Origin of the sequence: Bacillus sp. VT 712 (genome assembly GCF_001614195.1) — a bacterium.
In the GTDB taxonomy this organism is placed as follows: domain Bacteria; phylum Bacillota; class Bacilli; order Bacillales; family Bacillaceae_H; genus Priestia; species Priestia flexa.
The window spans coordinates 11,674-34,077 of record NZ_LWBK01000004.1 but is presented as its reverse complement, the minus strand read 5'-3'; the positions used below and the strand labels follow the sequence as shown (position 1 = coordinate 34,077).

At 37.4% G+C, this 22,404-nt stretch carries 24 protein-coding genes; 12 read left to right on the top strand and 12 right to left on the bottom strand.

The window, feature by feature from the left end; genetic code table 11:
• Positions 1 to 10: 10 nt before the first annotated feature.
• The gene (locus A2U94_RS02745) at positions 11 to 808 is read right to left on the bottom strand and encodes an ABC transporter ATP-binding protein (RefSeq protein ID WP_374699983.1); all 798 of its coding nucleotides are present in this window, start codon (positions 806 to 808) and stop codon (positions 11 to 13) included.
• Between the two features lie 25 nt (positions 809 to 833).
• Positions 834 to 1,649, bottom strand: coding sequence for a creatininase family protein (locus A2U94_RS02740; RefSeq protein ID WP_025908042.1), 816 nt, complete (start codon positions 1,647 to 1,649; stop codon positions 834 to 836).
• 355 nt (positions 1,650 to 2,004) lie between these two features.
• Here A2U94_RS02740 and A2U94_RS02735 point away from each other — a divergent pair, with 355 nt between their 5' ends.
• Positions 2,005 to 3,033, top strand: coding sequence for an LLM class flavin-dependent oxidoreductase (locus A2U94_RS02735; protein ID WP_025908043.1), 1,029 nt, complete (start codon positions 2,005 to 2,007; stop codon positions 3,031 to 3,033).
• On the opposite strand, the gene A2U94_RS02730 is transcribed toward A2U94_RS02735, so the two are convergent.
• Positions 2,957 to 3,370 (bottom strand): GRAM domain-containing protein, encoded by a 414-nt coding sequence (locus tag A2U94_RS02730; protein ID WP_062686292.1) that lies wholly within the window; start codon positions 3,368 to 3,370, stop codon positions 2,957 to 2,959. The genes A2U94_RS02735 and A2U94_RS02730 overlap by 77 nt on opposite strands.
• Positions 3,371 to 3,532: 162 nt before the next feature.
• Between A2U94_RS02730 and A2U94_RS02725 the strand changes: the two genes are divergently transcribed.
• From A2U94_RS02725 to A2U94_RS20525, 9 genes are all read left to right on the top strand, one after another.
• The gene (locus A2U94_RS02725; RefSeq protein WP_025908044.1) at positions 3,533 to 4,087 is read left to right on the top strand and encodes a serine/threonine-protein kinase; all 555 of its coding nucleotides are present in this window, start codon (positions 3,533 to 3,535) and stop codon (positions 4,085 to 4,087) included.
• 131 nt (positions 4,088 to 4,218) lie between these two features.
• Positions 4,219 to 4,875, top strand: coding sequence for a PIG-L deacetylase family protein (locus tag A2U94_RS02720; RefSeq protein WP_025908045.1), 657 nt, complete (start codon positions 4,219 to 4,221; stop codon positions 4,873 to 4,875).
• The gene (locus tag A2U94_RS02715) at positions 4,872 to 6,197 is read left to right on the top strand and encodes a glycosyltransferase family 4 protein (RefSeq protein ID WP_035320038.1); all 1,326 of its coding nucleotides are present in this window, start codon (positions 4,872 to 4,874) and stop codon (positions 6,195 to 6,197) included. The genes A2U94_RS02720 and A2U94_RS02715 overlap by 4 nt, the downstream gene beginning before the upstream one ends.
• A complete protein-coding gene (locus tag A2U94_RS02710; protein ID WP_025908047.1) occupies positions 6,194 to 7,372 on the top strand; it encodes a carboxylate--amine ligase in 1,179 nt (392 codons plus the stop codon). The genes A2U94_RS02715 and A2U94_RS02710 overlap by 4 nt, the downstream gene beginning before the upstream one ends.
• Positions 7,373 to 7,375: 3 nt before the next feature.
• Positions 7,376 to 8,437 carry a protein kinase family protein gene (locus A2U94_RS02705; RefSeq protein ID WP_025908048.1) on the top strand — a complete coding sequence of 354 codons (1,062 nt, stop codon included), beginning with the start codon at positions 7,376 to 7,378 and terminating at the stop codon, positions 8,435 to 8,437.
• A gap of 27 nt (positions 8,438 to 8,464) precedes the next feature.
• Entirely contained in the window at positions 8,465 to 9,796 is a 1,332-nt protein-coding gene (locus tag A2U94_RS02700; RefSeq protein ID WP_064484025.1) for a glycosyltransferase family 4 protein, read from the top strand.
• Positions 9,797 to 9,814: 18 nt separating this feature from the next.
• Complete coding sequence (locus A2U94_RS02695; protein WP_025908050.1) at positions 9,815 to 10,732, top strand: NAD-dependent epimerase/dehydratase family protein; 918 nt, start codon at positions 9,815 to 9,817, stop codon at positions 10,730 to 10,732.
• Positions 10,733 to 10,849: 117 nt separating this feature from the next.
• Positions 10,850 to 11,131, top strand: a complete 282-nt coding sequence (locus A2U94_RS02690) for a hypothetical protein (RefSeq protein WP_025908051.1) — start codon at positions 10,850 to 10,852, stop codon at positions 11,129 to 11,131.
• Between the two features lie 128 nt (positions 11,132 to 11,259).
• Positions 11,260 to 11,871, top strand: coding sequence for a DUF998 domain-containing protein (locus A2U94_RS20525; protein ID WP_174521183.1), 612 nt, complete (start codon positions 11,260 to 11,262; stop codon positions 11,869 to 11,871).
• Here the strand turns inward: A2U94_RS20525 and A2U94_RS02685 are convergent.
• Entirely contained in the window at positions 11,814 to 12,338 is a 525-nt protein-coding gene (locus A2U94_RS02685) for an MBL fold metallo-hydrolase (RefSeq protein ID WP_025908053.1), read from the bottom strand. The two genes, A2U94_RS20525 and A2U94_RS02685, sit on opposite strands and share 58 nt — an antisense overlap.
• 133 nt (positions 12,339 to 12,471) lie before the next feature.
• On the opposite strand from A2U94_RS02685, the gene A2U94_RS02680 reads away from it, so the two are divergent.
• The gene (locus tag A2U94_RS02680; protein WP_025908054.1) at positions 12,472 to 12,879 is read left to right on the top strand and encodes a VOC family protein; all 408 of its coding nucleotides are present in this window, start codon (positions 12,472 to 12,474) and stop codon (positions 12,877 to 12,879) included.
• 191 nt (positions 12,880 to 13,070) lie between these two features.
• On the opposite strand, the gene A2U94_RS02675 is transcribed toward A2U94_RS02680, so the two are convergent.
• A complete protein-coding gene (locus A2U94_RS02675) occupies positions 13,071 to 14,300 on the bottom strand; it encodes a Zn-dependent hydrolase (RefSeq protein ID WP_025908055.1) in 1,230 nt (409 codons plus the stop codon).
• 763 nt (positions 14,301 to 15,063) lie between these two features.
• On the opposite strand from A2U94_RS02675, the gene A2U94_RS02670 reads away from it, so the two are divergent.
• Entirely contained in the window at positions 15,064 to 15,594 is a 531-nt protein-coding gene (locus A2U94_RS02670; RefSeq protein ID WP_025908056.1) for a DL-endopeptidase inhibitor IseA, read from the top strand.
• A 30-nt stretch (positions 15,595 to 15,624) separates the two neighbouring features.
• Here A2U94_RS02670 and A2U94_RS02665 read toward each other — a convergent pair whose 3' ends face one another.
• The 7 genes from A2U94_RS02665 to pepF form a co-directional block, all read right to left on the bottom strand.
• On the bottom strand, positions 15,625 to 16,038 hold the full coding sequence (locus tag A2U94_RS02665; protein ID WP_025908057.1) for a GNAT family N-acetyltransferase: 414 nt from the start codon (positions 16,036 to 16,038) through the stop codon (positions 15,625 to 15,627).
• 107 nt (positions 16,039 to 16,145) lie between these two features.
• Positions 16,146 to 16,352 (bottom strand): hypothetical protein, encoded by a 207-nt coding sequence (locus A2U94_RS02660; protein ID WP_062954410.1) that lies wholly within the window; start codon positions 16,350 to 16,352, stop codon positions 16,146 to 16,148.
• Between the two features lie 139 nt (positions 16,353 to 16,491).
• Positions 16,492 to 17,502, bottom strand: coding sequence for an LLM class flavin-dependent oxidoreductase (locus tag A2U94_RS02655; RefSeq protein ID WP_025909567.1), 1,011 nt, complete (start codon positions 17,500 to 17,502; stop codon positions 16,492 to 16,494).
• Positions 17,499 to 17,786, bottom strand: a complete 288-nt coding sequence (locus A2U94_RS02650) for a DUF3219 family protein (protein ID WP_025909566.1) — start codon at positions 17,784 to 17,786, stop codon at positions 17,499 to 17,501. The genes A2U94_RS02655 and A2U94_RS02650 overlap by 4 nt, the downstream gene beginning before the upstream one ends.
• Positions 17,787 to 17,851: 65 nt before the next feature.
• The gene (gene uptA, locus A2U94_RS02645) at positions 17,852 to 18,445 is read right to left on the bottom strand and encodes an undecaprenyl phosphate transporter UptA (RefSeq protein WP_062954409.1); all 594 of its coding nucleotides are present in this window, start codon (positions 18,443 to 18,445) and stop codon (positions 17,852 to 17,854) included.
• A 343-nt stretch (positions 18,446 to 18,788) separates the two neighbouring features.
• The gene (locus A2U94_RS02640) at positions 18,789 to 20,171 is read right to left on the bottom strand and encodes an MATE family efflux transporter (RefSeq protein WP_025909564.1); all 1,383 of its coding nucleotides are present in this window, start codon (positions 20,169 to 20,171) and stop codon (positions 18,789 to 18,791) included.
• A gap of 439 nt (positions 20,172 to 20,610) precedes the next feature.
• Positions 20,611 to 22,395, bottom strand: a complete 1,785-nt coding sequence (gene pepF, locus A2U94_RS02630) for an oligoendopeptidase F (protein ID WP_025909562.1) — start codon at positions 22,393 to 22,395, stop codon at positions 20,611 to 20,613.
• Positions 22,396 to 22,404: the final 9 nt, after the last annotated feature.

Genomic DNA, 22,404 nt, shown 5'->3' with positions numbered 1-22,404 from the left:
ATCACCTCATTTAAAATTTTAAATCGTGAGATACGTTAGCAACGATACTACTAAACTGTGGATCTGTCCGAATTTCTGCTTTACGAGGGAAGGGCAGATTCACTTCTACCATGGATTCAATTTTACCCGGACTAGGCGTCATTACCGCAATTTTGGTCGATAGATACACAGCTTCAAATACATTGTGTGTAATAAAAAGCACCGTCATCTTTTCGTTTTCCCAAATTCGCAATAACTCACTTTGTAAATTTTGCCTTGTAATTTCATCAAGAGCACCAAACGGCTCGTCCATCAACAAAAGCTTCGGCTTTGCAATTAATGCTCTGGCAATAGAAACACGCATTTTCATTCCACCTGATAATTCTCGAGGTAGCGCTTTTGTATACTCTTTCAGCCCTACCATTTCTAGTACTTTATAAGCGCGCTCCTTCTTTTCAGAATGGGCTATATTACGAAACTCTAGAGGAAGCATTACATTATCAATAACTGACCTCCATGGTAGTAACGTAGCATCTTGAAACACAAAAGCCACATCCGTACTTTCTTTTTGAGCGTCACGAGGTGTCTTTCCAAGAATGTCAACGTGACCACTTGTTTGATCAATCAGTCCTGAAATCATTTTAAAAATAGTTGATTTTCCACAACCTGAGGGGCCGACAAATGAAACGAATTCTCCTTGTTGAATCGTCAAATTAACATCTTTGACAGCGACTTTACCGTTTGCATACATTTTATTAACTCGGTTCATTTGTACAATTGTGGGGCTACTCTCGCGCTTTACCTCATTTACTTGATTCACCTGCTGAATGCTCACGATATTCGACCACCTCGCTTCATTTATTTACATAGTCTTTCTTTAAATCACCTAATGAAAAATGCTTCATTTCTTTTAATGTTTTAACAAGCTCACTCACGATGAGTTCTTTCATCATTTTCCCTTTTTCTTTCGTTGCCTGTCTGGCATCTCCAGCTATACCCGTGTTTGAAATATCGTTCATTACCCAGGCAAAGTAGCTATTTCCTTTCAAATGTAAATGATGGTTATTGGATAAATTAACAAACTCTGTTGGACTTTTATCAAATTGCACCCAATCCCCCTTCAACTCCATTATTAATGATGTTTCCACTTCACCTCCATGTATCCCAAAGCGCTGTTCTTGTTGTGAAATTAAGCGGTTGACTGCTTCAAATCCAGGATTTAACCGAAATACCATCAAGCCAGTTTCTATGCGTATTTCTCTCGCCATCATATTGAGCAGGTCATGATTTCCGCCGTGTGTGTTGAAAAGCAAAAGCTTTTTAAAGCCACTTTTACAGACGCTGATAGCTAAATCCATTACAACTGCTTGTAATGTAGAAGCTGATAAGCTCATTGTTCCCGATAGACCTAGATGCTCATTGCTTTTACCATAAGGAATGGCTGGAAGAACCCAAATATTTTCGTGCTGAAGCTGAAGCATTGCTTCTTCTAAAAGCCCTTCTGCAATTAAAGTATCGGTATAAACAGGAAGATGCGGACCATGTTGTTCAACTGCACCGATTGGTAAAATGACTAGTGCGTCCTCTTTAGAGAGGTGCTCAATATCTACACTCGATAATCTTGGTAAGAAATTTTCTTCAAATGCGAAACCACTATACCGTTTGTTCATCACACTTTCACCTCTTCGGAAGATTATTTATTTTCTGAAAATTTAACATATAATGTAATAAGATATAACATTTTTGTGTAATAAGTTTATTTTATTACATTAATTTTCAAGAATCATTAACATAAATGATAATTTTAAAATTTCTAATTAGCCATAATCACCAAATATTTTATTCTTTTTATTATTTTTTGTAAGAAAACCTAACATAATATAACTAAATTATCGAATTATTTTCTGTTTAAACACAGGCATTTTATTTTTCTCTCTTTCACATTCTTGTTACAATGAAACCTGCAGATAGTTCGATGATTATCGAATAATTAAATTATTATTATTACGGAAAGAGGATGAGTATATGTCGATGGACCAACATCCAAACAGTCAAAAAAACATTCCAATTTCAGTGCTTGATTTGTCACCTGTTTTGGAAGGCAGCACGGTGGCTGATGCACTTAGAAATACGCTAGACTTAGCACAACACGTCGAAAAATGGGGATACAATCGCTACTGGTTAGCCGAGCATCATAATATGTCAGGAATTGCAAGCTCCGCTACTTCTGTCGTAATTGGCCATGTCGCTGCTGGTACATCTACCATTCGAGTGGGTTCAGGTGGCATTATGTTACCTAATCACTCACCGCTTGTTATTGCAGAACATTTCGGAACATTAGAATCCCTTTTTCCCGGTCGAATTGACTTAGGCCTAGGTCGCGCTCCTGGCACGGATCAATTAACCGCCCAAGCTTTAAGAAGAGGACGCATGAGTGATGGTCAAGATTTTCCAGATTTGTTAGATGAACTGAGAGCATATCTTGCCGTTCCATCTGATGAGCATCCACTACCAGTGAGAGCTGTTCCTGGAGAAGGTCTTGAAGTGCCAATTTGGTTACTTGGCTCAAGTGGATTTAGTGCACAGTTAGCGGCTCAGCTTGGCTTACCATTTTCATTTGCAAGCCACTTTTCACCGAACAATACGCTTGGAGCGCTTCAAATGTACCGCCGCTACTTCCAACCGTCTGAAGTATTGGATAAACCATATGCAATGTTAGGCGTTAACGTAATTGCAGCGGATACAGATAGAGAAGCGGAACGATTAGCAACGTCGCTTCAACAGCAGTTCTTAAACTTAATTCGCAACAAGCCAGGCAAACTTAAAGCACCTGTTGACAATATGGACAAGATTTGGAGTGAATTTGAAAAGGCAACTCTACAGCAACAGTTAGGTTCATCCATCATCGGCGGACCAGAAACTGTAAAGAGAAAGCTTGAAAGCTTTATTGCTGAAACAAATGCTGATGAATTGATGATCAACGCACAAATATACGACCACAAAGCGCGATTACGCTCATATGAAATTGTTTCTGAAGTAATGAATAGTAAATAAAGAAAAGCCGAACGTTGTCACAAACGTTCGGCTTTTCTTTATTTATTGCTTGTTCGATATCTTCCCCCCGCTGGCTTGCTTTGTTCACAACATACCGAAGCTCTTCTCCATCGTTTGTAGTTATTTTTAGACCGTTTTTTAACAAAGGCACTCCTAATAATTTGTTACGGACTCTCTCTACCGTTTCAATATCTGCCAAGTCCAATGTTACAGTACCTCGTTGAACATTAATCGCATGTGATTTATGTATAAGCTCCGTTGAAGTTAGGTATAGTTTACCTCCTACCCCTTTCATTAAATTGGCAAGTCCTGTTCGAATATATGATTCCTCAGACATATTTTTTGTTCTTCTCCTTTCTTTCCTTTTTATAGAAATTTTTATTATCTTCTCATATTTTTAATATGCACAGAAATTAACGGTTCCATTTCCATAACCTGTCTCATAAACTATTAAGAAAAAGTAAATTAAGTAACATTTAAGAAAAGAGGCTTAATCAATATGAAATATCCCCTTATTAGGCAACGAAGAATTTCCTTTAGTAGCCTACGCGACCATAATCTAATCGGTAGCGGAAAAGATGGCCAAGTATATCATCTTAAAAATGGCAAATGTATCAAAATTTACTACAATGAAGCAACACAACAAAAAGAGCTACAAGCATTAAAGCTAGGTCAAAGTTCTTCCGTCATCCCAAGGATTTATGAAGCTGGCTATAATTACATTATTTTAGAATATATTGAATCTATTTCTCTAGCTAGATATATAAAAAGAACGAACAGCCTACCCTTTTCCTTAGTTAAGGAAATTATTTTACTTCTTGATGAACTTCAAAGGGTTGGTTTTACTAGATGGGATGCAGAGGTTCGACATATTTTAATTACAAAAGATGGACATTTGAAGGTTATTGATTTAAAACGAGCATTAACTTCTGATACAAAAGTTCCTACTAAGCTTTTTCAAGGTTTAGAAAAATTAGGGGTTTTAGACTTATTCTTTAAGCATTTACGTGATCTACGTCCAGACCTTCATTTGAAATGGAGCTCTTATCAGTAATTTGCTTTCAAAGTAGAAAAATTCTATTGGTAATTATCAACTTTTTTCCGCTAATGCCGGTTGCTTTTCAACCATACGTTTGCATATATTAACCGTAATAGAGACAGAAGGCTATAAGGAGTGACATCGGAATGAAAGATTATATATTAGTTATCGGAGCTCACCCTGATGACGAACTATTAGGATCTGCAGGAACTCTCAAACGATTGATCGATCAAGGATATACGGTCGTATCTGTTGTTACAGCGTTAGGGCGTAAAGAAGAAGCTCATCATATTCAAGCGTTTGGCCGTCTCGCTAACAAAAAGCTCGGCATTGAAGAAGTTATTTTTCTCGGTCATAAAAATTTAGAGTTAGAAATGATGCCTCGTCACAAGTTGACAAAAGACATTGAAGCATTAATTACAAAATATAATCCAAGTAAAATTTTCACTCACCACTACGGTGATATGAACATCGATCACCGTATTACATTTGAAGCGGTGTTAACCGCGACTCGCCCGCTTCCTAATAAAAAACCAATCGAGCTCATTACATTTGAAACAGTATCTTCTACCGAATGGAATACCTATACACACGATCAAGTATTTAAACCAAATTATTTTGTAAATGTTACCGATACAATGGATTTAAAAGTGGAAGCGCTAAAAGAATATGACGTGGAAATGCGTGATTTCCCACACCCAAGATCATATGAGGGAGTAAAAGCATTAGCAAAGGTTCGGGGAATGACCGTTGGTGTACCGTATGCTGAAGCGTTTGAAATTATAAGGAGGGTTTGGTTGTGAAATACAGTGGCAACATCCCATATCCATATATAATTGATACGTTGGATACATTTTATGGGATTAATAATAAAAGTGATGTGGAAGAATACAGTTCAACTCAACCTAGCAAAAAGTTAAAATCTATGAAAAAACAAAATTCACAAAAGCGCAGGCTTTCGATTTTAATTACAACATTTTGGGATTATCCTCACACAGGTGGTTTATCTAACTATATCTCAGAGCTAAGCGCTACTTTACGGAGCCAAGGTCATTATGTGGATGTCATTTCTCCTCGTAAGTTTCCATCTTTAAAAAAAGAAGAAATGCGCAATGAAATTGTTCCTGAGCTTGAAGACTTTTTTTCAACCCGTTATGGCGAAGTAAACAAACTTATTTTAAAAAACCAACGTTTACTTTATATCTATGAACAAATGTTAAAGACCGTAGATTTAGAAAAATATGATATCCTCCATGCTCAAGATTTATTCACCGCAAATATTTTAGGGAAATTTAACAAGTCTCTTCAGAAACCTCTCTTCTATACTCCTCACGGCATGTATACTTTTAACCGCTTAAAATTCAATATTTTTGATAAAGGATCGGTTGAAGAAGCGTATTACCTACGCATGGAGCAGCAAGCTGTTTCATTTGCCAGCCATATTATCATTTTACATGATGGATTTCGCCCACCACTTGAAAGTATTGGTGCCAAACAAGAACATATGACAACAGTTTACACCGGGATTGAAAATAAGATGTACCCTAAAAAGCATAAAGCAAAAGATGACAAGATTACCATTGCATCAATTGCTAGACTAGGCCCTAGAAAAGGCCATAGAGATTTATTAAGTGCCCTGTCTACTATTAATCATCTAGATAACGTAGAAGTGCTTATTGTAGGTGACGGAGAAATGCGCGAAGAGTTGGAAGAACAAAAGGAAAAATTCCATTTGGACATGGTTCATTTTCTTGGAACTCGAACCGATATTCCAGAAATCTTACACGAAACCGACATTTTTGTTCTCGCAACGCTAAACGATAGCTTGCCTCTATCTATTATTGAAGCAATGCATGCTCAAACGGCAATCATTTCAACAGAATGCGGAGGCATCCCAGAGATTATTAAGCATAATAAAACTGGAATTATTATTGAACCAGGAGACACCGAAACGTTAGCTAGAGCACTTTCCTTTTTCATCGCTAATACAAAGGCGCGTGCTCGAATGGCCGCCAATGCAAAGCGTTTCGCAAACGCCAACCTGACAAACGTGAAAATGGTGTCTTTTATAAGCAACCTTTATTCTCAAGCGCTTGCCGCTTTTAAAGTAGGTGAAAAAATATGAATAACAAACATGCTGCCGTAGTACTCGACCTTAGCGCAAACGGCTTAGGAATTATTAAAAGGTTAGCAGAACGGAACATTGAAATATATGCTTTTGATACAGAAAAGTCTTACCGAATTGGAAAAACAAAATTAGCTACCTGTAGCCCTTGTCCAAGTCCTCTTACCGAAGAAAAAGAGCTGCTAGATGTGCTCATTACACTTGGAAAGAAACAGAAACATAAACCTGTATTATATACGGGTGCTGATGATTATGTCATATTTATTTCCAAATACCGTAAGGAACTTTCCAATTATTTTTTATTCTTATTTCCTGATCATGATGTAATTGAGCAAGTGCTAGATAAACAGCGAGCTTATAATCTTGCTTTGAAACATAACATCCCCTGCCCTAAAACGTTTATTATTAAAAATGAAGATGATATGAAGACAGCGATAGAGACGTTAGAGTTTCCATGCATTTTAAAGCCTGTGCTTGGCCATGAATTTCGAAAGATTATTAATAAAAAAGCAATCTTAATCCAAACTGCTGAACAACTCCAAGCAGAATACCCTACCTATCAACAAGCTGGAGATTTAATTGTACAAGAAATTATTCCAGGCGATAACAGCTGTTTTTATAAGGTAGCCACTTTTTTTGATGAAAATATGAATTTACTTGCTCAGTTTTCACTCCAAAAAAATCATCAGTTTCCAGCTCAGTTTGGCACTGGAGCGCATATTGTCAGTAAGACCGTTCCTGAATTATTTGATATTTGCCTCCCATTCTTTAAAGCCATTCACTTAAAGGGCGTTGCGATGGCTGAGTTTAAAAAAGACCCGAGAGATGGTGTTTATAAATTCATTGAAATAAACCCTCGTTTTTGGCTCACCCACAGCTTAACAGGTGCAGCTGGAATCGACTTTGTTTACCTCTACTATTTATCAATGACAGAACAACAACCGATTCCCCATCTCGTTCAAAAAGATGGAGTGAAGTGGATTTATCTCGTGCGCTATTACTTAACTTACCTAACGAAGCGAAAACAAGAAGGCATGACGTTACGAGATTTCCTATCAGGTTTTAAAGGCGAAAAAGAATGGGCATTGTTCAGCTTACGAGATCCAATGCCCTTTGTTCGAAGTGCTTATTCACATTTAGTCAACGCATGGAAAAACAAGCGAAAGGAGAAATAAGAAATGTATCAACCAAAAGAATTATATTCAACGTTTCAGCTCTTAAAAATCGAAGAAAAGCTATCAGCATCTATCGGGGAAAAAATCATGATTGATTCCACCGACTTGAAATGCTTAAAATCTACAACGCGAAGTAGTATTTATAAACTGGTTGTGAGCACAAAACATAATTCTTTTCCACTTATCTTTAAAACGTATAGTAAGAATAATTATAAAAACGACATTGAAATCAATATGTATACAAAAGGTTATTCCAAGTTAAAGTCTTTTTTTCCAACTATTTACTTAGTGGAAGAATATAAAGAAGAAACGTGGATATTCATGGAATTTGTGCAACAAGTTCGAGGTCAACTAGTATTCACACCAAAGCATTTTCAATCCATTATTCCATCGGTAGCAAAACTGCATGCTAATACGTTTGACAGTCATTTTAATGAACAGGCAATGGAATGGAGCTCTTGGCTACCTATTTATGATTCATTCACTATGCGAAAAGAACGCTCAAAAGCGATTGCTAACACGATGAATTTCCTTCAAGAATCCTCAAAAAACCGAGAACTCAAATCCATTCTTTCACCTCATAAAAGTTCTTTATATAAAATATACGAAAAGGGTCCTGATTTTTTTCCAGAGTTATTAGAAAGTGGTTCTGCCCTAACTCATGGCGATTTGCACATGCAAAACATATGTAGCCATGAAACGGTAAAAAACGGCCCTTGGCCAATTCAATTTATCGATTGGGAGTCTGCTAAATACGCTCCTTCTTGGCTAGATTTAATCGTATTAGTTGAGCTGTTAATTGCTTTTCGAAAAGACTGGCAAAAAGACGGCAATTCTATTCGAACAGAGTGCATTAAAGCCTACCTTCAAGAGATGAAAAAACACGGCATTTCCTTTAAAGAAAATCCGACCCACCTTTATAAAATGGCATATTTGCAGCGAACTCTTGAAAAGGGATTACAAACACAACTGCGAAGAATTTATGAAAATCGTGGTGGTGAGCTATTACCTTATCACCTTCATAAACTTAAAACCTGGGGTAAAGACCTTGGAATTTATAAATAGTAAGCGAACGAATCGAGGTGTTATGTTATGAACGATTCTTTTTCGACAAATCTACCTCCGTTTTTCCCTGATTTACTCCACACCATGGATCAGTTTTATGCTATTTCATCAAATAATCCAGCTTTCATTTCCAAACCAGGATTCCAAACTGCAAAAGCACTCATCAGAAAGCCAAAGCTTCGTATTTTGTATGTCACCTTTTTACGCTACCCTAATACAGGAGGTTTAGCTCACTATATCAACCATGTTAAAGATGGTTTTTCAGAGCTGGACTATCACGTTGATGTACTCTCACCTCTTAGCATGTCGAAAGAAGAGCTTGAGATCCATATTCCAGTTCAAGCTTCAAAAGCAAAAGAGTTTATGAGCAAACGCTACGGGTTGGTTAGCGAGAAAATTGTTAAAAACACAAGCTTCCTCACTGTTTTTAACGCTTTTTTAGAAAAACAAAATCTTAAAAGTTATGATATTATTCATGCTCAAGATCTCTTCGCAGCATACCTTCTCGCTCACCTCAACCAAAAACTTCACAAACCCATTTTCTTTACTCCGCACGGTCATTTTACCAAAAGTCGCATCGATTTTTACAAGATGCAACAAGGATCCCTTGAAGAAGCCTATTTTACAGCGATTGAGAGAGCTGGCATACGAGGGGCTTTCCGAATTATCACAATCAGCGATTCATTTCATCCACGACTAAAGGAGCTTGGAGCATCAAATCAACAATTAAGGACCGTTCATACCGGCGTGAAAGTTCCTTCACTGCGTACTTCTTATAGCAAAGCAACAAATAAACTAGTTATTACATGCATCGCACGATTAGGACCTAGAAAAGGACATGAATTCTTTCTTCAAGCTCTTTCTCATCTAAAACAGTTCGAAGATTATATTGAAGTATGGATTGTGGGTGATGGTGTTATGAGAAAACATCTTGAAAAAATCCGTAGCGATTTAGACTTATCATTCGTTACGTTTTTCGGCAAACGTCATGATGTCTTTGACATTCTGCAACAATCCGATATCTACGTTCTGCCAACACTAAATGATAACCTCCCTTTATCAATCATTGAAGCAATGCATGCAAAACAAGCCATTATAACATGTGATTGTGGAGGTATACCTGAGATTGTTACAAACAGACATTCAGGACTCGTTTGTAAACCCGGAAACGTTGCTGAACTAAAGCAAGCTCTTGAAGAACTCATTTGCAATGCCGAATATCGTAAAACAATAGCGAACCAAGCCTTTGAGTTTGCAACCACTCATTTAACCGCGGATGTAATGATTGCTAAAATACAAGCAGTCTACGAAGAGTGGTGGAAGACCAATACAAAAAAGGAGAATGAATGTGATGAATAAATCAAATTGTGATAAATTATGAAGGTACTAGTGACAGGCGGAACAGGCTTTATTGGCTCTCATGTTGTTGAATGTTTATTAGAAAATGGGTATACTCCTGTTGTCCTTGATAATCTATCAAGCGGGATTAGAAGCAACCTTGCTGATGACGTTTCTTTCTACAACATGTCAATTTTGTCAAAAGAGATTGAGCAGGTATTTAAAATTGAAAAACCAGAAGTTGTTATCCACTTAGCGGCACAAGTCAATGTTTCGACTTCTTTAAAAGCCCCCGTTGAAGATGCAGCAACTAATATCTTGGGAACTATTAACTTGCTAGATATGTGTAAAAAACATGCGGTCAAAAAATTTATTTTTTCTTCTTCTAGCGCTGTATACGGTGATGCCGACACAGTGATTGATGAAGAAACACCCACATCTCCTCTTTCCTTTTACGGAACTTCAAAACTTGTATCGGAGTCTTACATTCAATTATTTCAACGGCTACACGGCCTCTCTTTTACAATTTTCCGCTATGCTAACGTATTTGGGCCACGTCAAAAATCAGACGGAGAAGGTGGCGTTATCAGCATTTTTATTAACCAATTACTAAATGGTAAAACCCCTTCTATTTTTGGGACCGGTAATCAAACTAGAGACTTTGTGTTTGTTGAAGATGTAGCGAAAGCAAATGTTCTTGCTATTAAAAGTGGTGAGAATGAAATTATTAATATTAGCTGCAATCATCAAATTAGCATTAATGAACTGTTTAAACTGTTAGCTGCGGAGATTTCTTCATCTGCTACTCCTAATTATCTACCTGAACAAAGCGGAGAGATTTTACACAGTCAATTAAACAATCAAAAAGCACTTCAAACCCTTGGATGGAAACCTTCTAGCGACATTCATACGCACTTGCTCAAAACAATTGAACACTTTCAATCCTATAGGAGCTAACACAAGAAGCTACCAGAAATTCCTGGTGGCTTTTCTAAATAAAAAGGCACAAATTGGAGACTCTAATTTTATTACTATAGAGTTATTTTTATTCCTTTCATTTGAAGGTGGGATTACATGGTCTTTCCAACAATTCACACAAACTTTTGGGATGCAATAATCGCTGTTCCATGCGTGATGATTATAACCCAACTTTTAAAAATCTTCTTCAAAATCAATAAGAAATATGTACCAACAATCGCTTTATTAATAGGGTTAACAGTTTCTATCTTTATCAGCCACCCAAAGGATTTAATCGCTGGCCTTTTTATGGGATGGTTTTATGGATATGGCGCCATTGGTTCCTATGCTTCCTTACAAACAACCCTACAAGCTTTTCGTACAGAAACAAAACAATAAAAGAGTACGTTTGAAGAACTTTATTTATCAGACCTAAGCCTTACAATAAACTCCCCTTATAGCTCTATTCTAATTAGCATTTTTTGGATATATAATAGCTGTATAACACTTTAAAAAGGGTGATTACACTGTATATACCAAAAAAAATTGGCGTTTTGAGCTGGTTTGCTACTTGCTGCTATTTTTTGATTGAACCATTCTTTATTTATACTTCTCTTGTTCCCTATAGCTTTTTATACCAAGCTATGAGTGATCTTGGTGTTACTTCATGTGGTGAATATACGTATTCACTGGCACCTTACACGATCTGTTCTCCTTTTCATCTTTGGATGAACGTCTTGTTTATTATAAACGGTTTAACTCTCGCTATTGGGATTTTGTATTTAGCACAAAACCTTGCAAAAACAAAAGTGAGACATCTAGCAACGATCTTTCTTTTACTATTGGCATTAGGAAATATCGTTTCTGGATTCATACCAGCTGATATAAATCTATTTTGGCACTCCATTGTTGCTCAGGTGGGGATGATCACTACTTTAGCCGGACTTTGGATATACGCGAAGCTTTTACCTACAGGACGCAAATGGACGCTTATTTGTTTAACCATTCTATTTATGATTCTATTACTTATAATGTTTGTTTTCTTTTTTCCAATGCCTGTCGGTTTATTACAGCGCTTATTTTATTTCGTTATTTTCATATGGGGAACCGTTCTTGCCTTCTGGGACATAAAACAATGATAAAAAGCTCCCCATAAACCAATGGCTTCAGTAGGAAATAGAGGGGATAATTTTGCTACAAGCCCCCCCTCTACTATACTATCCGGTAGTGAATAATTTTTTTGACTTGTCAAATAAGGCATTTCCAACTCATGAGCATAGACAGGAACGTTCCACTTATCAACTAGGTCAATAATAGAACCAATATGATCAAAATGAGCATGGGTCGAAACGATTGCTTTAGGCTGAGCACCCACACCGAATCGGTCTTCAATTTCCTTTAAAATCATTGGAGCCGACTCTGGCATTCCTGCATTCACTAACACAAATTCATTCTCATGTTGGGGATTACCTAAAAAGCAAATGTTTACAATCTGAATGGTATAACTATAAATATCAAGAGCTACCTCTACTCCTTTATCATTAGCTACAGATGTTACTGGAATAAACCGTTCAGTAGATGAGCTACCTTGCATTTCCATATCCATTTTATACACTCCCTTTTTTGTACCTTTTCATTGTGCACTAGTTTATACTCAGTATACATTCGTACTTGTGGTCATCTATTTGTTTTTATGATATCGTTTTACATAATAACTCTTGAGAAATGAGGAATTTATCATGATTACATACGAAGCCTTACATCACGTAAGCATAGCCGTAACAAATATTGAAAAAGCCAAACATTTTTATGGAGATGTTTTAGGATTACAAGAAATTAAGCGTCCAGATTTTGATTTCGAAGGAGCTTGGTACGGAGTTGGGAATCAACAAATCCACTTAATCGTTTTTCCTACTGCTCAAACCCTTCGTGGAACAACGGAACTAAGCAGTCGTGAAGGTCACTTTGCTCTTCGTGTAGCTGACTTTGAAGAGACGCTCCGTCATTTAACCTCTAAAGGAATTGAGACCCTTGAAAAACGAAAGAGTAAAAGCGGCTTTGCCCAAATCTTTTGTGCAGACCCTGATGGGAATTTAATTGAGCTAAATGTTGAACAGTCTTCATTAAAAAAAGAGTGTGGGACATAACAAAATGATTGCTTCTAAAAGACGAACACTAGCTGTTCCCATCTTTTTAGTTTGTCTGAACACGTTCGTTCCACCCTGTTTCCAACACTGTTTTCACAATCAACCAAAAAAACTGAACGATTAAAAGTTATGAACTCTCAATCGTTCAGGTATAGTAGAGGCTGAACTACTTATATCTCAGTCTCTTTTTTCTATTCAAGCAGCTGCATCACCGCTTCTAATAATACATTTACGCCTTGTTCACACTGCTTCCACTCAGTAAATTCCTCCTCGCAATGACTTTTACCATTCAAGCTTGGTACAAAAATCATCGCCGTCGGTACATAACTAGCAATAAACTGCGCATCGTGACCCGCTCCGCTTACCATTCGCTTATAAGAATACGTGAGGTTTTGCGTTGCTTTCTCAATAACTCCACACACTCTTTCATTAAACCATACGGTATCTCGTCCCCATTGTTTCGTTGCTTTCATCGCACAGCCTTCCGCTGCTGCTAAAGAGGATAGGTTTTTAATTATTTCTTCTACTTCTGCAATAACATTCATATCCTTGTGTCTAGCTTCAATGGTAAAAATAACTTGATTTGGGATGACGGTATGAATATTTGGCAAGACGTTCATGCGCCCCATCGTAAAAACTAGTTCTTCATCAATTGCGCTCAGTTTTTCACGCGCTTTTTGGATAATTGTATTAGTAGCGAACAGGGCATCTTTTCTCATCTTCATTGGTGTGGTGCCTGCGTGATCGGATTCACCTGTAATTTCAATTTCATAGCAAACCATCCCAAGCACACACTCCACTACTCCAATTGATAGATTTTCACTTTCCAATACAGGGCCTTGTTCAATATGTAGCTCCAAAAATGCAGCAGCTTCTGTTAAGCGGTTTGTAATATCTCCCTCATAACCACTTGCTGCTAAAGCTTGCTCAAAAGTTGTGCCTTCCACATCTTGTTTCTTTAACATTGTCTGCTTATCAAATTTCCCAGACAACACTCCTGAAGCCATCATTGAAGGTTCAAATCTAGCTCCTTCCTCGTTTGTAAAGTTCACAATCATAATGGGAACTTTCGGCTTAATGTTGTTCTCTACAAGAGTTCTTACAAGCTCTAACCCTGCCACAACTCCTAGTACGCCATCGAAGCGACCACCTTTTTTTACCGTATCGAGATGAGAACCCATGACAATAGGTGGCTTATCTTCAACTCCCGGTAAAGTTGCATAGATACATCCCATATCATCAATTTTAACTGTCATGCCTAGCTGCTCGCAGCATTCGCAGAAATAATCGCGTACCAGTCGATCTTCCTTAGATAGAGATAGCCTTGTAACACCGTTATTAATTGTTTTTCCATAGTCAGCAAATGCTTCAAGCTCTTGTTTTAACCGTTCACCGTTTACTACTAATTTTTGTCTTTGCAAAGCAACCACTCCTTCGTTTCTTCTTAAATGAATAATGTGGAAAATACTTGATGTCGAAAAATGAATATTCATTATTATGACATAAGCAACGATGCAAATCCCCTTTTATGTTAGAACTCCTAGCAAACTCTTACTTTATAACAAATTATACAAAAACACTGCTTTTCCTCTTCTTAATTTATAATTTATGATTTCTAGCCTTACTTATAACCAATGTTCATAAATAAGTGCTTACCTTTATACTACGGTTCAGTAAACACTTCTCTTTGAAATTCCGATAAAACGACATAAAGGTGACAAAACTAGTTCTTTTTTTACAAAGGGGTGTGAGGCAAGAGAGTCGTATTTTTATATGTACATAAAAAAACAAAAGTCACTTCAAAATGACTTTTGCTTTTATTTAGATCCTTCATTTTTATTTCGTCTTGCAATACTCACAACCGTTACTAGAAACCCAACAACAACAGCAATAATTAAAAAGATAGTTGTTGCAAACAAATAACCCATTATGTTCTCTCCTTCAGTGTAATCTAGACATACCTATCTTACCACAGCCATATCATTTAACAAACTACATTCAAAATATGTCGCAGTCATTTCATAACTTCAGGTTTGTTTTAAAATTTAAAGGGAAAAATAAACATAAATTCGGAAAACCCCTTTTCTTTTTCTGAATTCTGTTGTAATATAAATGTAACATAATTGTAACAAAAGCAACATGAATGTTACATAAAAGATGATTCATTTAGGAGGGAGAATCACAATGAAAAAATTTAAACTAGTTCTAATGACAATGGCTCTTTTCTTTACAATGACTGCAGGTGCTACGGCCGCAACAACGTCAGCAACCCTATCAAATAACCAAGCTATTAAAATTGCGGCGGACGCAAACACTCGCTATTGGAATACATTACACGGTTACAAACAAAAAGCGTGTACACAAAAAGCATTTACTTATAAAGGCACTTATTATTCTTATGTTTGCAGCGAATTTGATACAAAACAAAAAGTTACTTCTTACTTAAGTGGAGTTTATACAAATAGCGCAATTAATGCAGGACTAACAAAATACGGCTTTATCACACATAACGGCAAGCTAGCTCGTCCAGTTGGAGATGGTGGAAACATGTTAGAGTGGAATAAAGCCAAAGTTAAATTAACATATCAACGTTCTGATGTACGCTCTTACGAATTCACTGTTCCCGACGTAGAAGGTGGCACTGTAAAACGCACGGTCACATTCTATAAATCAGGAGCTACATGGAAAGTAAATAAATTTGATGCTGTACAATAATAAAAAGGTAGGCTTTCGCCTACCTTTTTATTATTGTACTAACGACATGCCAGGTGCTTCTGAATCCCGCTCTTGAAACCCGAGCTTCTTATAAAACTGCTGTTTTCCTTTTACAGCAAAAAGTTGAATGGACTCAATTCCTCGTTCGTTACATTTATTGACGATTCCTTCAATAACTTGCTTTCCTAGCCCTTTTTTTTGATAAGTTGGAGCTACCATCACATCACAAATTAAAGCTTGGTAAATACCATCTGAAATCATTCGGCCGAACGCAATTAACTGATGATTATCATAAATAGAAAACGTATAAAAGCTATTGCATACCGCTTCATAAAGCTGCTCTTTCGTATAGCTTGCTTTTTTACTTTTCTTTAAGCCACTCTCTTCATGAAGATATGCAAATTGATGAAACGCAGGTAACTGCTCTGTTGTTATGTAACCCATTATTCTGTCCCTTCCTTTCTTTCCACTAGATTTATCTATTTTACTTTCATTAAGTTTGAATAAATAAATACCGATATAAATATTTATACAATAAAAGTTATAAAAATTCAATAGTAATCCATCACTTTAAACACACAGCTAATTTTTGTCACAAAAAGAGTTTGGGACATAACAAAATGATTGCTTCTAAGAGACGAACAATAGCTGTTCCAATCTTTTTGGTTTGTCTGAACACGTTCGTTCCATTGCGCTACGGCCACTCGCTTTCCGCGGGGAGGAACCTGAGCTTCCTCGCTGCGCTGCGGGATCTCCATTTTCCCTCTCTTTCCCGCAGGAGTCGAGTGTCCTACGCTCCATTCCACCCTGTTTCCAACATTGTTTTCACAATCAACAAAAAACCTGAACGATTAAAAGTGAGAAACTCTCAATCGTTCAGGTTTATCATTGGCTGAATTACTTATGTCCCAGCCTCTCTTCAGTAAATATTTCATGTGCTAAAAGTTCGTAGGATTGAAGGCGCTCTTCAAACGATGGAATGAACGAAACGAGCATAAACTCATCCACTTGATAAGCGTCCTGCATAGATTTAAGCTTATGTTTGATTGTCGTTGGTGAACCAATCAGCATTTTCTTTTCAATATCAGCTTTAACCTGATCATCTGGCAATTCGTCAATATATTTCTTTGCTTCATCAACTGGAAGGAGACCTACTTTGCCGTCTCCTCTTTCACTTTGAATACTCCATGCTAACGCACTGTGAGCAAGTTCTTTTGCTTTTTCATCTGTTTCTGCACAAATAACCGATACCGTTAATAAAGCTTCTGGATGTTGCTGTCCTCGATGAGATTGAAAGCTTGTACGATACTCGTGCAAAATCTCTTCTAGGTCTTTGTTACTCATAAATTGTCCAAATGCATACGGCAAGCCGTACTTAGCAGCTAGTAAAGCGCTTTTTTTGCTTGTTCCAAGAATCCACGGTACTGGAGAAACCGCGGGCAATGGAGCAGCCTTCAGGCCAGTAACAGCACTTTTTTTATAGTTTAGAAAATGAAGCAACTCCTCTACTAAAGCAGGCATCTTAAATGCTTGCTGCAGAAAGTTATCCGAAAGAGTTGTCATGACGTCTGTTCCGCCTCCTGGTGCTCTACCTAGCCCAATATCAACGCGATCAGGAAGTAGCGCTGCAAGTGTATTGTACACTTCCGCTACTTTATAAGGCTTGTAATAAGGTAATAAAACGGCTCCAGGACCAAGCCGAATTTTCTTCGTTTGTGCACCAATATAGCTAAGCATGACTTCTGGTGCGGAGCTTGCTAATCCCTTTAAATCATGGTGCTCAGACATCCAATAGCGCGTGTATCCCAGTTTATCTGCTAGTTTTGCAAGCTCAACAGACTCAACTAATGCTTGTTGAGGTTCTTGACCCATTCTTATTGGTGATTGATCAAGTATGCTAAGTTTCATTTAGGTTGCTCCTCAACAAGAGTTAAGGTAAACGTTCCTATTTGATTTTCCTGATATAAGTTTGTAACGGATGTAAAGTATGTTTGAATGACAGCAAAAAAAGACTCATTCTTTGCCGGAATACGAACATGAAACTTATTTTTATATAACAAGGTGGTAACATCATGATATGCTTCGCTTGTCACGTCAAATTCAAACGTAATGTAGCGCTTTTCTTGTTCTTGCTTTTCTTCAAAATGTCGAACTATAAGCTTTGTGTCGTTTAGCCATACTTCATTTATCATTGTATCACTCCTTACGTATAAGCATCATAGCACTACCTTATACATAAGAACAACTAATTGGATTCTCACTTTTGAGAAGAAGCAGGCTTTTTAAACACAAAATACAAAACGACGCCCACAAGTGCAAAGACAATAAAAGGAATGGTATAGCTAGTCGCAATTTCCTCAATATTAATCCAGTTTTCTTTTAGCTGAATCCCTAAATAGACAAATAGTATGGACCAAGGAACCATTGCTAAAATGGTTAAGAACGTGAATTTCCAAAACGACATTTTTGCAATGCCAGCTGGAATAGAAATAGCATGCCTAACCACCGGTACAAATCGAGCGGTAAATACAATTCCTGTTCCATATTCCTTAAACCATTTTTCTGAAACATCTAGGTGTTTTTCACGAATAAATAAATACTTTCCATACTTTTGTAAGAATGGACGTCCACCGTAAGCTCCGATCCAATATAAAAACCATTGAGCAATCGTTCCACCAATTATTCCAGCGATAACTGCTCCCCAAAACGTAATAATTCCTTTCGTTACCATGTAGCCACCGTATGCTAGTACAATCTCACTCGGAATTATTTCAACCATCAACCCCAATGCAATGCCAATGTACCCAAAGCTTGTCAGCAGCTCTAAAAGATCTGTTAAAAACGCTCCCATGCCTCCACCTACTTCCTTATTGTGGTCAAGCTCTATGACACTATCATATTAACGTTTTTACTTATGTATAACTTTTCTCCACACGAAAAAGAGTTTGGGACATAACAAAATGATTGCTTCTAAGAGACGAACAATAGCTGTTCCAATCTTTTTGGTTTGTCTGAACACGTTCGTTCCATTGCGCTACGGCCACTCGCTTTCCGCGGGGAGGAACCTGAGCTTCCTCGCTGCGCTGCGGGATCTCAGTTTTCACAATCAACCAAAAAACCTGAACGATTAAAAGTGAGAAACTCTCAATCGTTCAGGTTTATCATTGGCTGAATTACTTATGTCCCAGCCTCTTCTAAGCTTGCACAGGTTCTGTTTTTTCATGATTAACAAGCGCATGATTTTCCCATGCTCTGCTTTTCCAGCGAAAGAACATAATAACGGCTCGCGTCCACTCATCTGCAGCAATTGCTAACCAAATGCCCGCAAGCCCCATATCTAAATGGAACACAAAGAAATAGCCAAGCGGTAAGCTCATGAGCACCATTGAAAACAAGCCAATAAATAATGGATATTTAGCATCACCAGCTGCGCGCAGAGAATTAATTAGGACAATATTCATTGTTCGCCCTGTTTCTAGCACAATACTTAGCACTAAAACCGTAGCACCTAGCGTAATGATTTGTTCATTATCTGTAAATAAACTCATTAGTTTTGTTCGAAACGAAATAACAAGCACTACCATTCCAAGCGTAACCCCTACAGCCCACTTTACACTGTGCCAAACGCGCGTATAGGCTTCATCTTTTTCGTTCCCACCTACTAATCGGCCTACAATAATGGATGTTCCAATTCCAATAGCGATGGCAAACAAGTAAATAAACATTGAAATATTGGTAGCGTACTGCCTAGCTGCTAACGATTCTGAGCCAAGATACGTTGCATAATATAAAAAGACAATTTGACAACCTTGATACATGACTTGCTCAAATGCTGATGGAAGGCCAATCTTTAAGATTTTCCCCATATATTCTTTTGATAACGATAAATAGTACTGAACCTTAACTTTGTATTCCATCACTTGATATAGCAACCAGAAGAAAACCATCAATGCAAGCAAGCGGCTGACAACTGTTGAGATAGCAGCCCCCTGAACACCCATTTCTGGAAAACCAAACTTCCCAAAGATTAATAGATAGTTTCCAACAATATGGAATAAATTCATACCAAGAGATACAAACATAGCTTGTTTTGTAAAGCCATGAACACGGATGATAGCAGCTAACGAGTTAATAATCGCTTGTAAAAAAATAGCACCACCAACAATCGCTAAATAACTTTGCGCGTAAGCCAAAACTTCGCCTTGCAAGTTCATAGCAGCCATCATGCTGCGTGCAAACAATAAAAAGAACACGCTAATGACTATGCCAACAATTAAATTCATAGTAACTGCCAAAGCTGATATTCTAGCGGCTTCCATGTAGCGCTTTGAACCGATGTACTGAGCAACCACAATCGCCGCACCGTTCCCAATTACTTCTAAGATTAAAATCGCAATATGTAGGTATTGGTTTGCTGCTCCTACTCCTGATACCGCGTCATCGGAAAGCGCGCTTAGCATAAACGTATCGGCAATTCCCATCAGCATAAAAAGAAAAACTTCTAAAAAAATAGGCCATGTTAAAAAGAATAGATTTAGCTTTTCTCCAGAGCCCTTTTTGACCTCAACAGCGGTCATACCCTCACCCTCTTTACCGATATCCTTTTTCAACCAAATCGTATCTTAACACACTTTCTCACTACATGCACTACCCTTTTCACCTATTTTTTTCGACATTCGAAAGTTTTTCAAATAAAGAGAAAGAGGATGGGACATAACAAAACAAATTTTCAAAAATATCAACACTCCCTTTTCTCACCTCTTTAGTTACCTGAACAAGTTCGTTCCACTGCTCTACGGCCACTCGCTTTCCGCGGGGAGGAACCTGAGCTGCGCTGCGGAACTCAGTTTGCCCTCTCTTTCCCGCGGGAGTCGAGTGTCCTACGCTCCATTCCACCCTGTTTCCAACATTGTTTTCACAATCAAGAAAAAAACTGAACGATTAAAAGTGAGGAACTCTCAACCGTTCAGGTTTATCATTGGCTGAATTACTTAGGTCCCAGCCTCTTTTTATCAATTATTTCGTTAACTGCTTAACTAACTCTGCAAAGACGGACATCGCATTAGCAATAGCATCTGGTTTTAAGAGATCAACGTTGGTAGCTTTTAATAGTTCAAGCGGATAATCCGAGCTCCCGCTTCGCAAAAATTGTAAATACGCTTCTTTTGTTCCTTTTTCCTTTTTAATAAGTCGATCAGCAATATCAATGGCTGACACAAAGCCTGTCGCATACTTATAGACATAAAATGGACGGTAAAAGTGAGGGATTCTAGCCCATCCATATTTGGTTTCTTCATCTGCTACAAGACTTGGTCCATAATATTGCTTCATTAAATCGGCATACACTTCATTAAATACCTCAGCATTTAACGCCTCTTGTTTCTGTGCTTTTTCATGCGTAATTTGTTCAAACTCGGCAAACATCACCTGCGTGAAGAAGGTTCCTTTAAACTGATCAATAAAGTGATTTAATAAGTACTTTTTCTCTTCTTCTGTTTTAGCCCGCTCAATTAAATAACGAATTAAAAGAACTTCATTGACCGTCGATGCCACTTCCGCTACAAAGATTGAATACCCAGCTTTAATTTGAGGCTGATACTGGTTTGAATAATAGCTATGCATCGCATGGCCCATTTCATGAGTAAGAGTAAACAAGCTTGATAAATCATCTTGATGATTCAATAAAACGAATGGATGAACGCCGTATAAACCTAAGTTATATGCTCCTGAGCGTTTCCCTGGTGTTTCTCTTACATCAATATATCGCTTTTCTTTAAAGCTCTTTAACGTATTGACATATTCTTCACCGAGTGGATACAAGCTCTCCAACATTGTTTCATATGCTTTATCATAGGGAATCGTTAGCTTATGATTTTTCACTAACGGGACACTTAAATCATATTGACGAAGCTCTGATAACCCAAGCTCTTTTTTTCGAATGTCCATATAATCATACAACGGCTGAATATGTGCTTTTGTTGTTTGGATTAAATTCTCATATACCTCTTTTGGAACATTATCTGAAAATAGCGCTCTTTCTAAAGTAGATGGATACTGCCTAATTTCAGACGTTGTTTTTGTATTTTTAATCGCTGAGCTTAACGTTGAAGCAATTGTATGTTGCAAATGCATGTACGGCTTGTAGTAAGCTTGGAATGCTTCTTTTCGCTTCTCTCGGTTTTTATCCTCAATTAACTTGCTATACATCCCTCTTGTTAATGTCACCTTTTCACCAGAATCAGTCGTTACTTCACCAAAACGAATGTCCGCATTATTAATCATCCCAAATGTCTGACGAGGAGAACCTAGCGCATCCCCCATTTTCGATAAAATTTCTTCTTGTTCCTTGCTTAACACGTGCTTTTTATACCGATACGACTCAAATAACGAATCCTCAAAATAAGCTAATTCTTTTACTTCGTTTATGTATGATTTAAGCGTAGATTCATCTAGTGATAATAAAAATGGCATAAAAAATGAAGTGGCGCTGCTTATTTTTTGACCTAAGTGGCTAGCTTTATCTAAAAGTGCCTGAGAAGCTGAAACTCGTGTATCTAAGTCATGTTGTAAAAACGCATATACATATAGTTTGCTATATTCATAGGTCATTTCTTCCTTTAAGTTTAAAAATTGATACAACTCTTCAGCACTTGAAATGTTTCCGTTAAAGCTATTTAATTCAGCCACCTTTTCTTCAATAAGTGCATACTGTACATGCCATTCCTCTATATTTGGATAAATGTCAGCTAAATTCCAAGTTTCTTGAACTGGTACATCCGTTCGATTTCGATAGGTTTTCATTCTTATTCC

What these genes read in the sequence shown, in the direction of transcription:
- A2U94_RS02740 (WP_025908042.1), bottom strand. Translation starts at nt 1,649, where the DNA reads ATGAACAAACGGTATAGTGGTTTCGCATTTGAAGAAAATTTCTTACCA.
- A2U94_RS02735 (WP_025908043.1), top strand. Translation starts at nt 2,005, where the DNA reads ATGTCGATGGACCAACATCCAAACAGTCAAAAAAACATTCCAATTTCA.
- A2U94_RS02730 (WP_062686292.1), bottom strand. Translation starts at nt 3,370, where the DNA reads ATGTCTGAGGAATCATATATTCGAACAGGACTTGCCAATTTAATGAAA.
- A2U94_RS02725 (WP_025908044.1), top strand. Translation starts at nt 3,533, where the DNA reads ATGAAATATCCCCTTATTAGGCAACGAAGAATTTCCTTTAGTAGCCTA.
- A2U94_RS02720 (WP_025908045.1), top strand. Translation starts at nt 4,219, where the DNA reads ATGAAAGATTATATATTAGTTATCGGAGCTCACCCTGATGACGAACTA.
- A2U94_RS02710 (WP_025908047.1), top strand. Translation starts at nt 6,194, where the DNA reads ATGAATAACAAACATGCTGCCGTAGTACTCGACCTTAGCGCAAACGGC.
- A2U94_RS02705 (WP_025908048.1), top strand. Translation starts at nt 7,376, where the DNA reads ATGTATCAACCAAAAGAATTATATTCAACGTTTCAGCTCTTAAAAATC.
- A2U94_RS02700 (WP_064484025.1), top strand. Translation starts at nt 8,465, where the DNA reads ATGAACGATTCTTTTTCGACAAATCTACCTCCGTTTTTCCCTGATTTA.
- A2U94_RS02695 (WP_025908050.1), top strand. Translation starts at nt 9,815, where the DNA reads ATGAAGGTACTAGTGACAGGCGGAACAGGCTTTATTGGCTCTCATGTT.
- A2U94_RS02690 (WP_025908051.1), top strand. Translation starts at nt 10,850, where the DNA reads ATGGTCTTTCCAACAATTCACACAAACTTTTGGGATGCAATAATCGCT.
- A2U94_RS02685 (WP_025908053.1), bottom strand. Translation starts at nt 12,338, where the DNA reads ATGGATATGGAAATGCAAGGTAGCTCATCTACTGAACGGTTTATTCCA.
- A2U94_RS02680 (WP_025908054.1), top strand. Translation starts at nt 12,472, where the DNA reads ATGATTACATACGAAGCCTTACATCACGTAAGCATAGCCGTAACAAAT.
- A2U94_RS02670 (WP_025908056.1), top strand. Translation starts at nt 15,064, where the DNA reads ATGAAAAAATTTAAACTAGTTCTAATGACAATGGCTCTTTTCTTTACA.
- A2U94_RS02665 (WP_025908057.1), bottom strand. Translation starts at nt 16,038, where the DNA reads ATGGGTTACATAACAACAGAGCAGTTACCTGCGTTTCATCAATTTGCA.
- A2U94_RS02660 (WP_062954410.1), bottom strand. Translation starts at nt 16,352, where the DNA reads ATGGAGATCCCGCAGCGCAGCGAGGAAGCTCAGGTTCCTCCCCGCGGA.
- A2U94_RS02655 (WP_025909567.1), bottom strand. Translation starts at nt 17,502, where the DNA reads ATGAAACTTAGCATACTTGATCAATCACCAATAAGAATGGGTCAAGAA.
- A2U94_RS02650 (WP_025909566.1), bottom strand. Translation starts at nt 17,786, where the DNA reads ATGATAAATGAAGTATGGCTAAACGACACAAAGCTTATAGTTCGACAT.
- uptA (WP_062954409.1), bottom strand. Translation starts at nt 18,445, where the DNA reads ATGGGAGCGTTTTTAACAGATCTTTTAGAGCTGCTGACAAGCTTTGGG.
- A2U94_RS02640 (WP_025909564.1), bottom strand. Translation starts at nt 20,171, where the DNA reads ATGACCGCTGTTGAGGTCAAAAAGGGCTCTGGAGAAAAGCTAAATCTA.
- pepF (WP_025909562.1), bottom strand. Translation starts at nt 22,395, where the DNA reads ATGAAAACCTATCGAAATCGAACGGATGTACCAGTTCAAGAAACTTGG.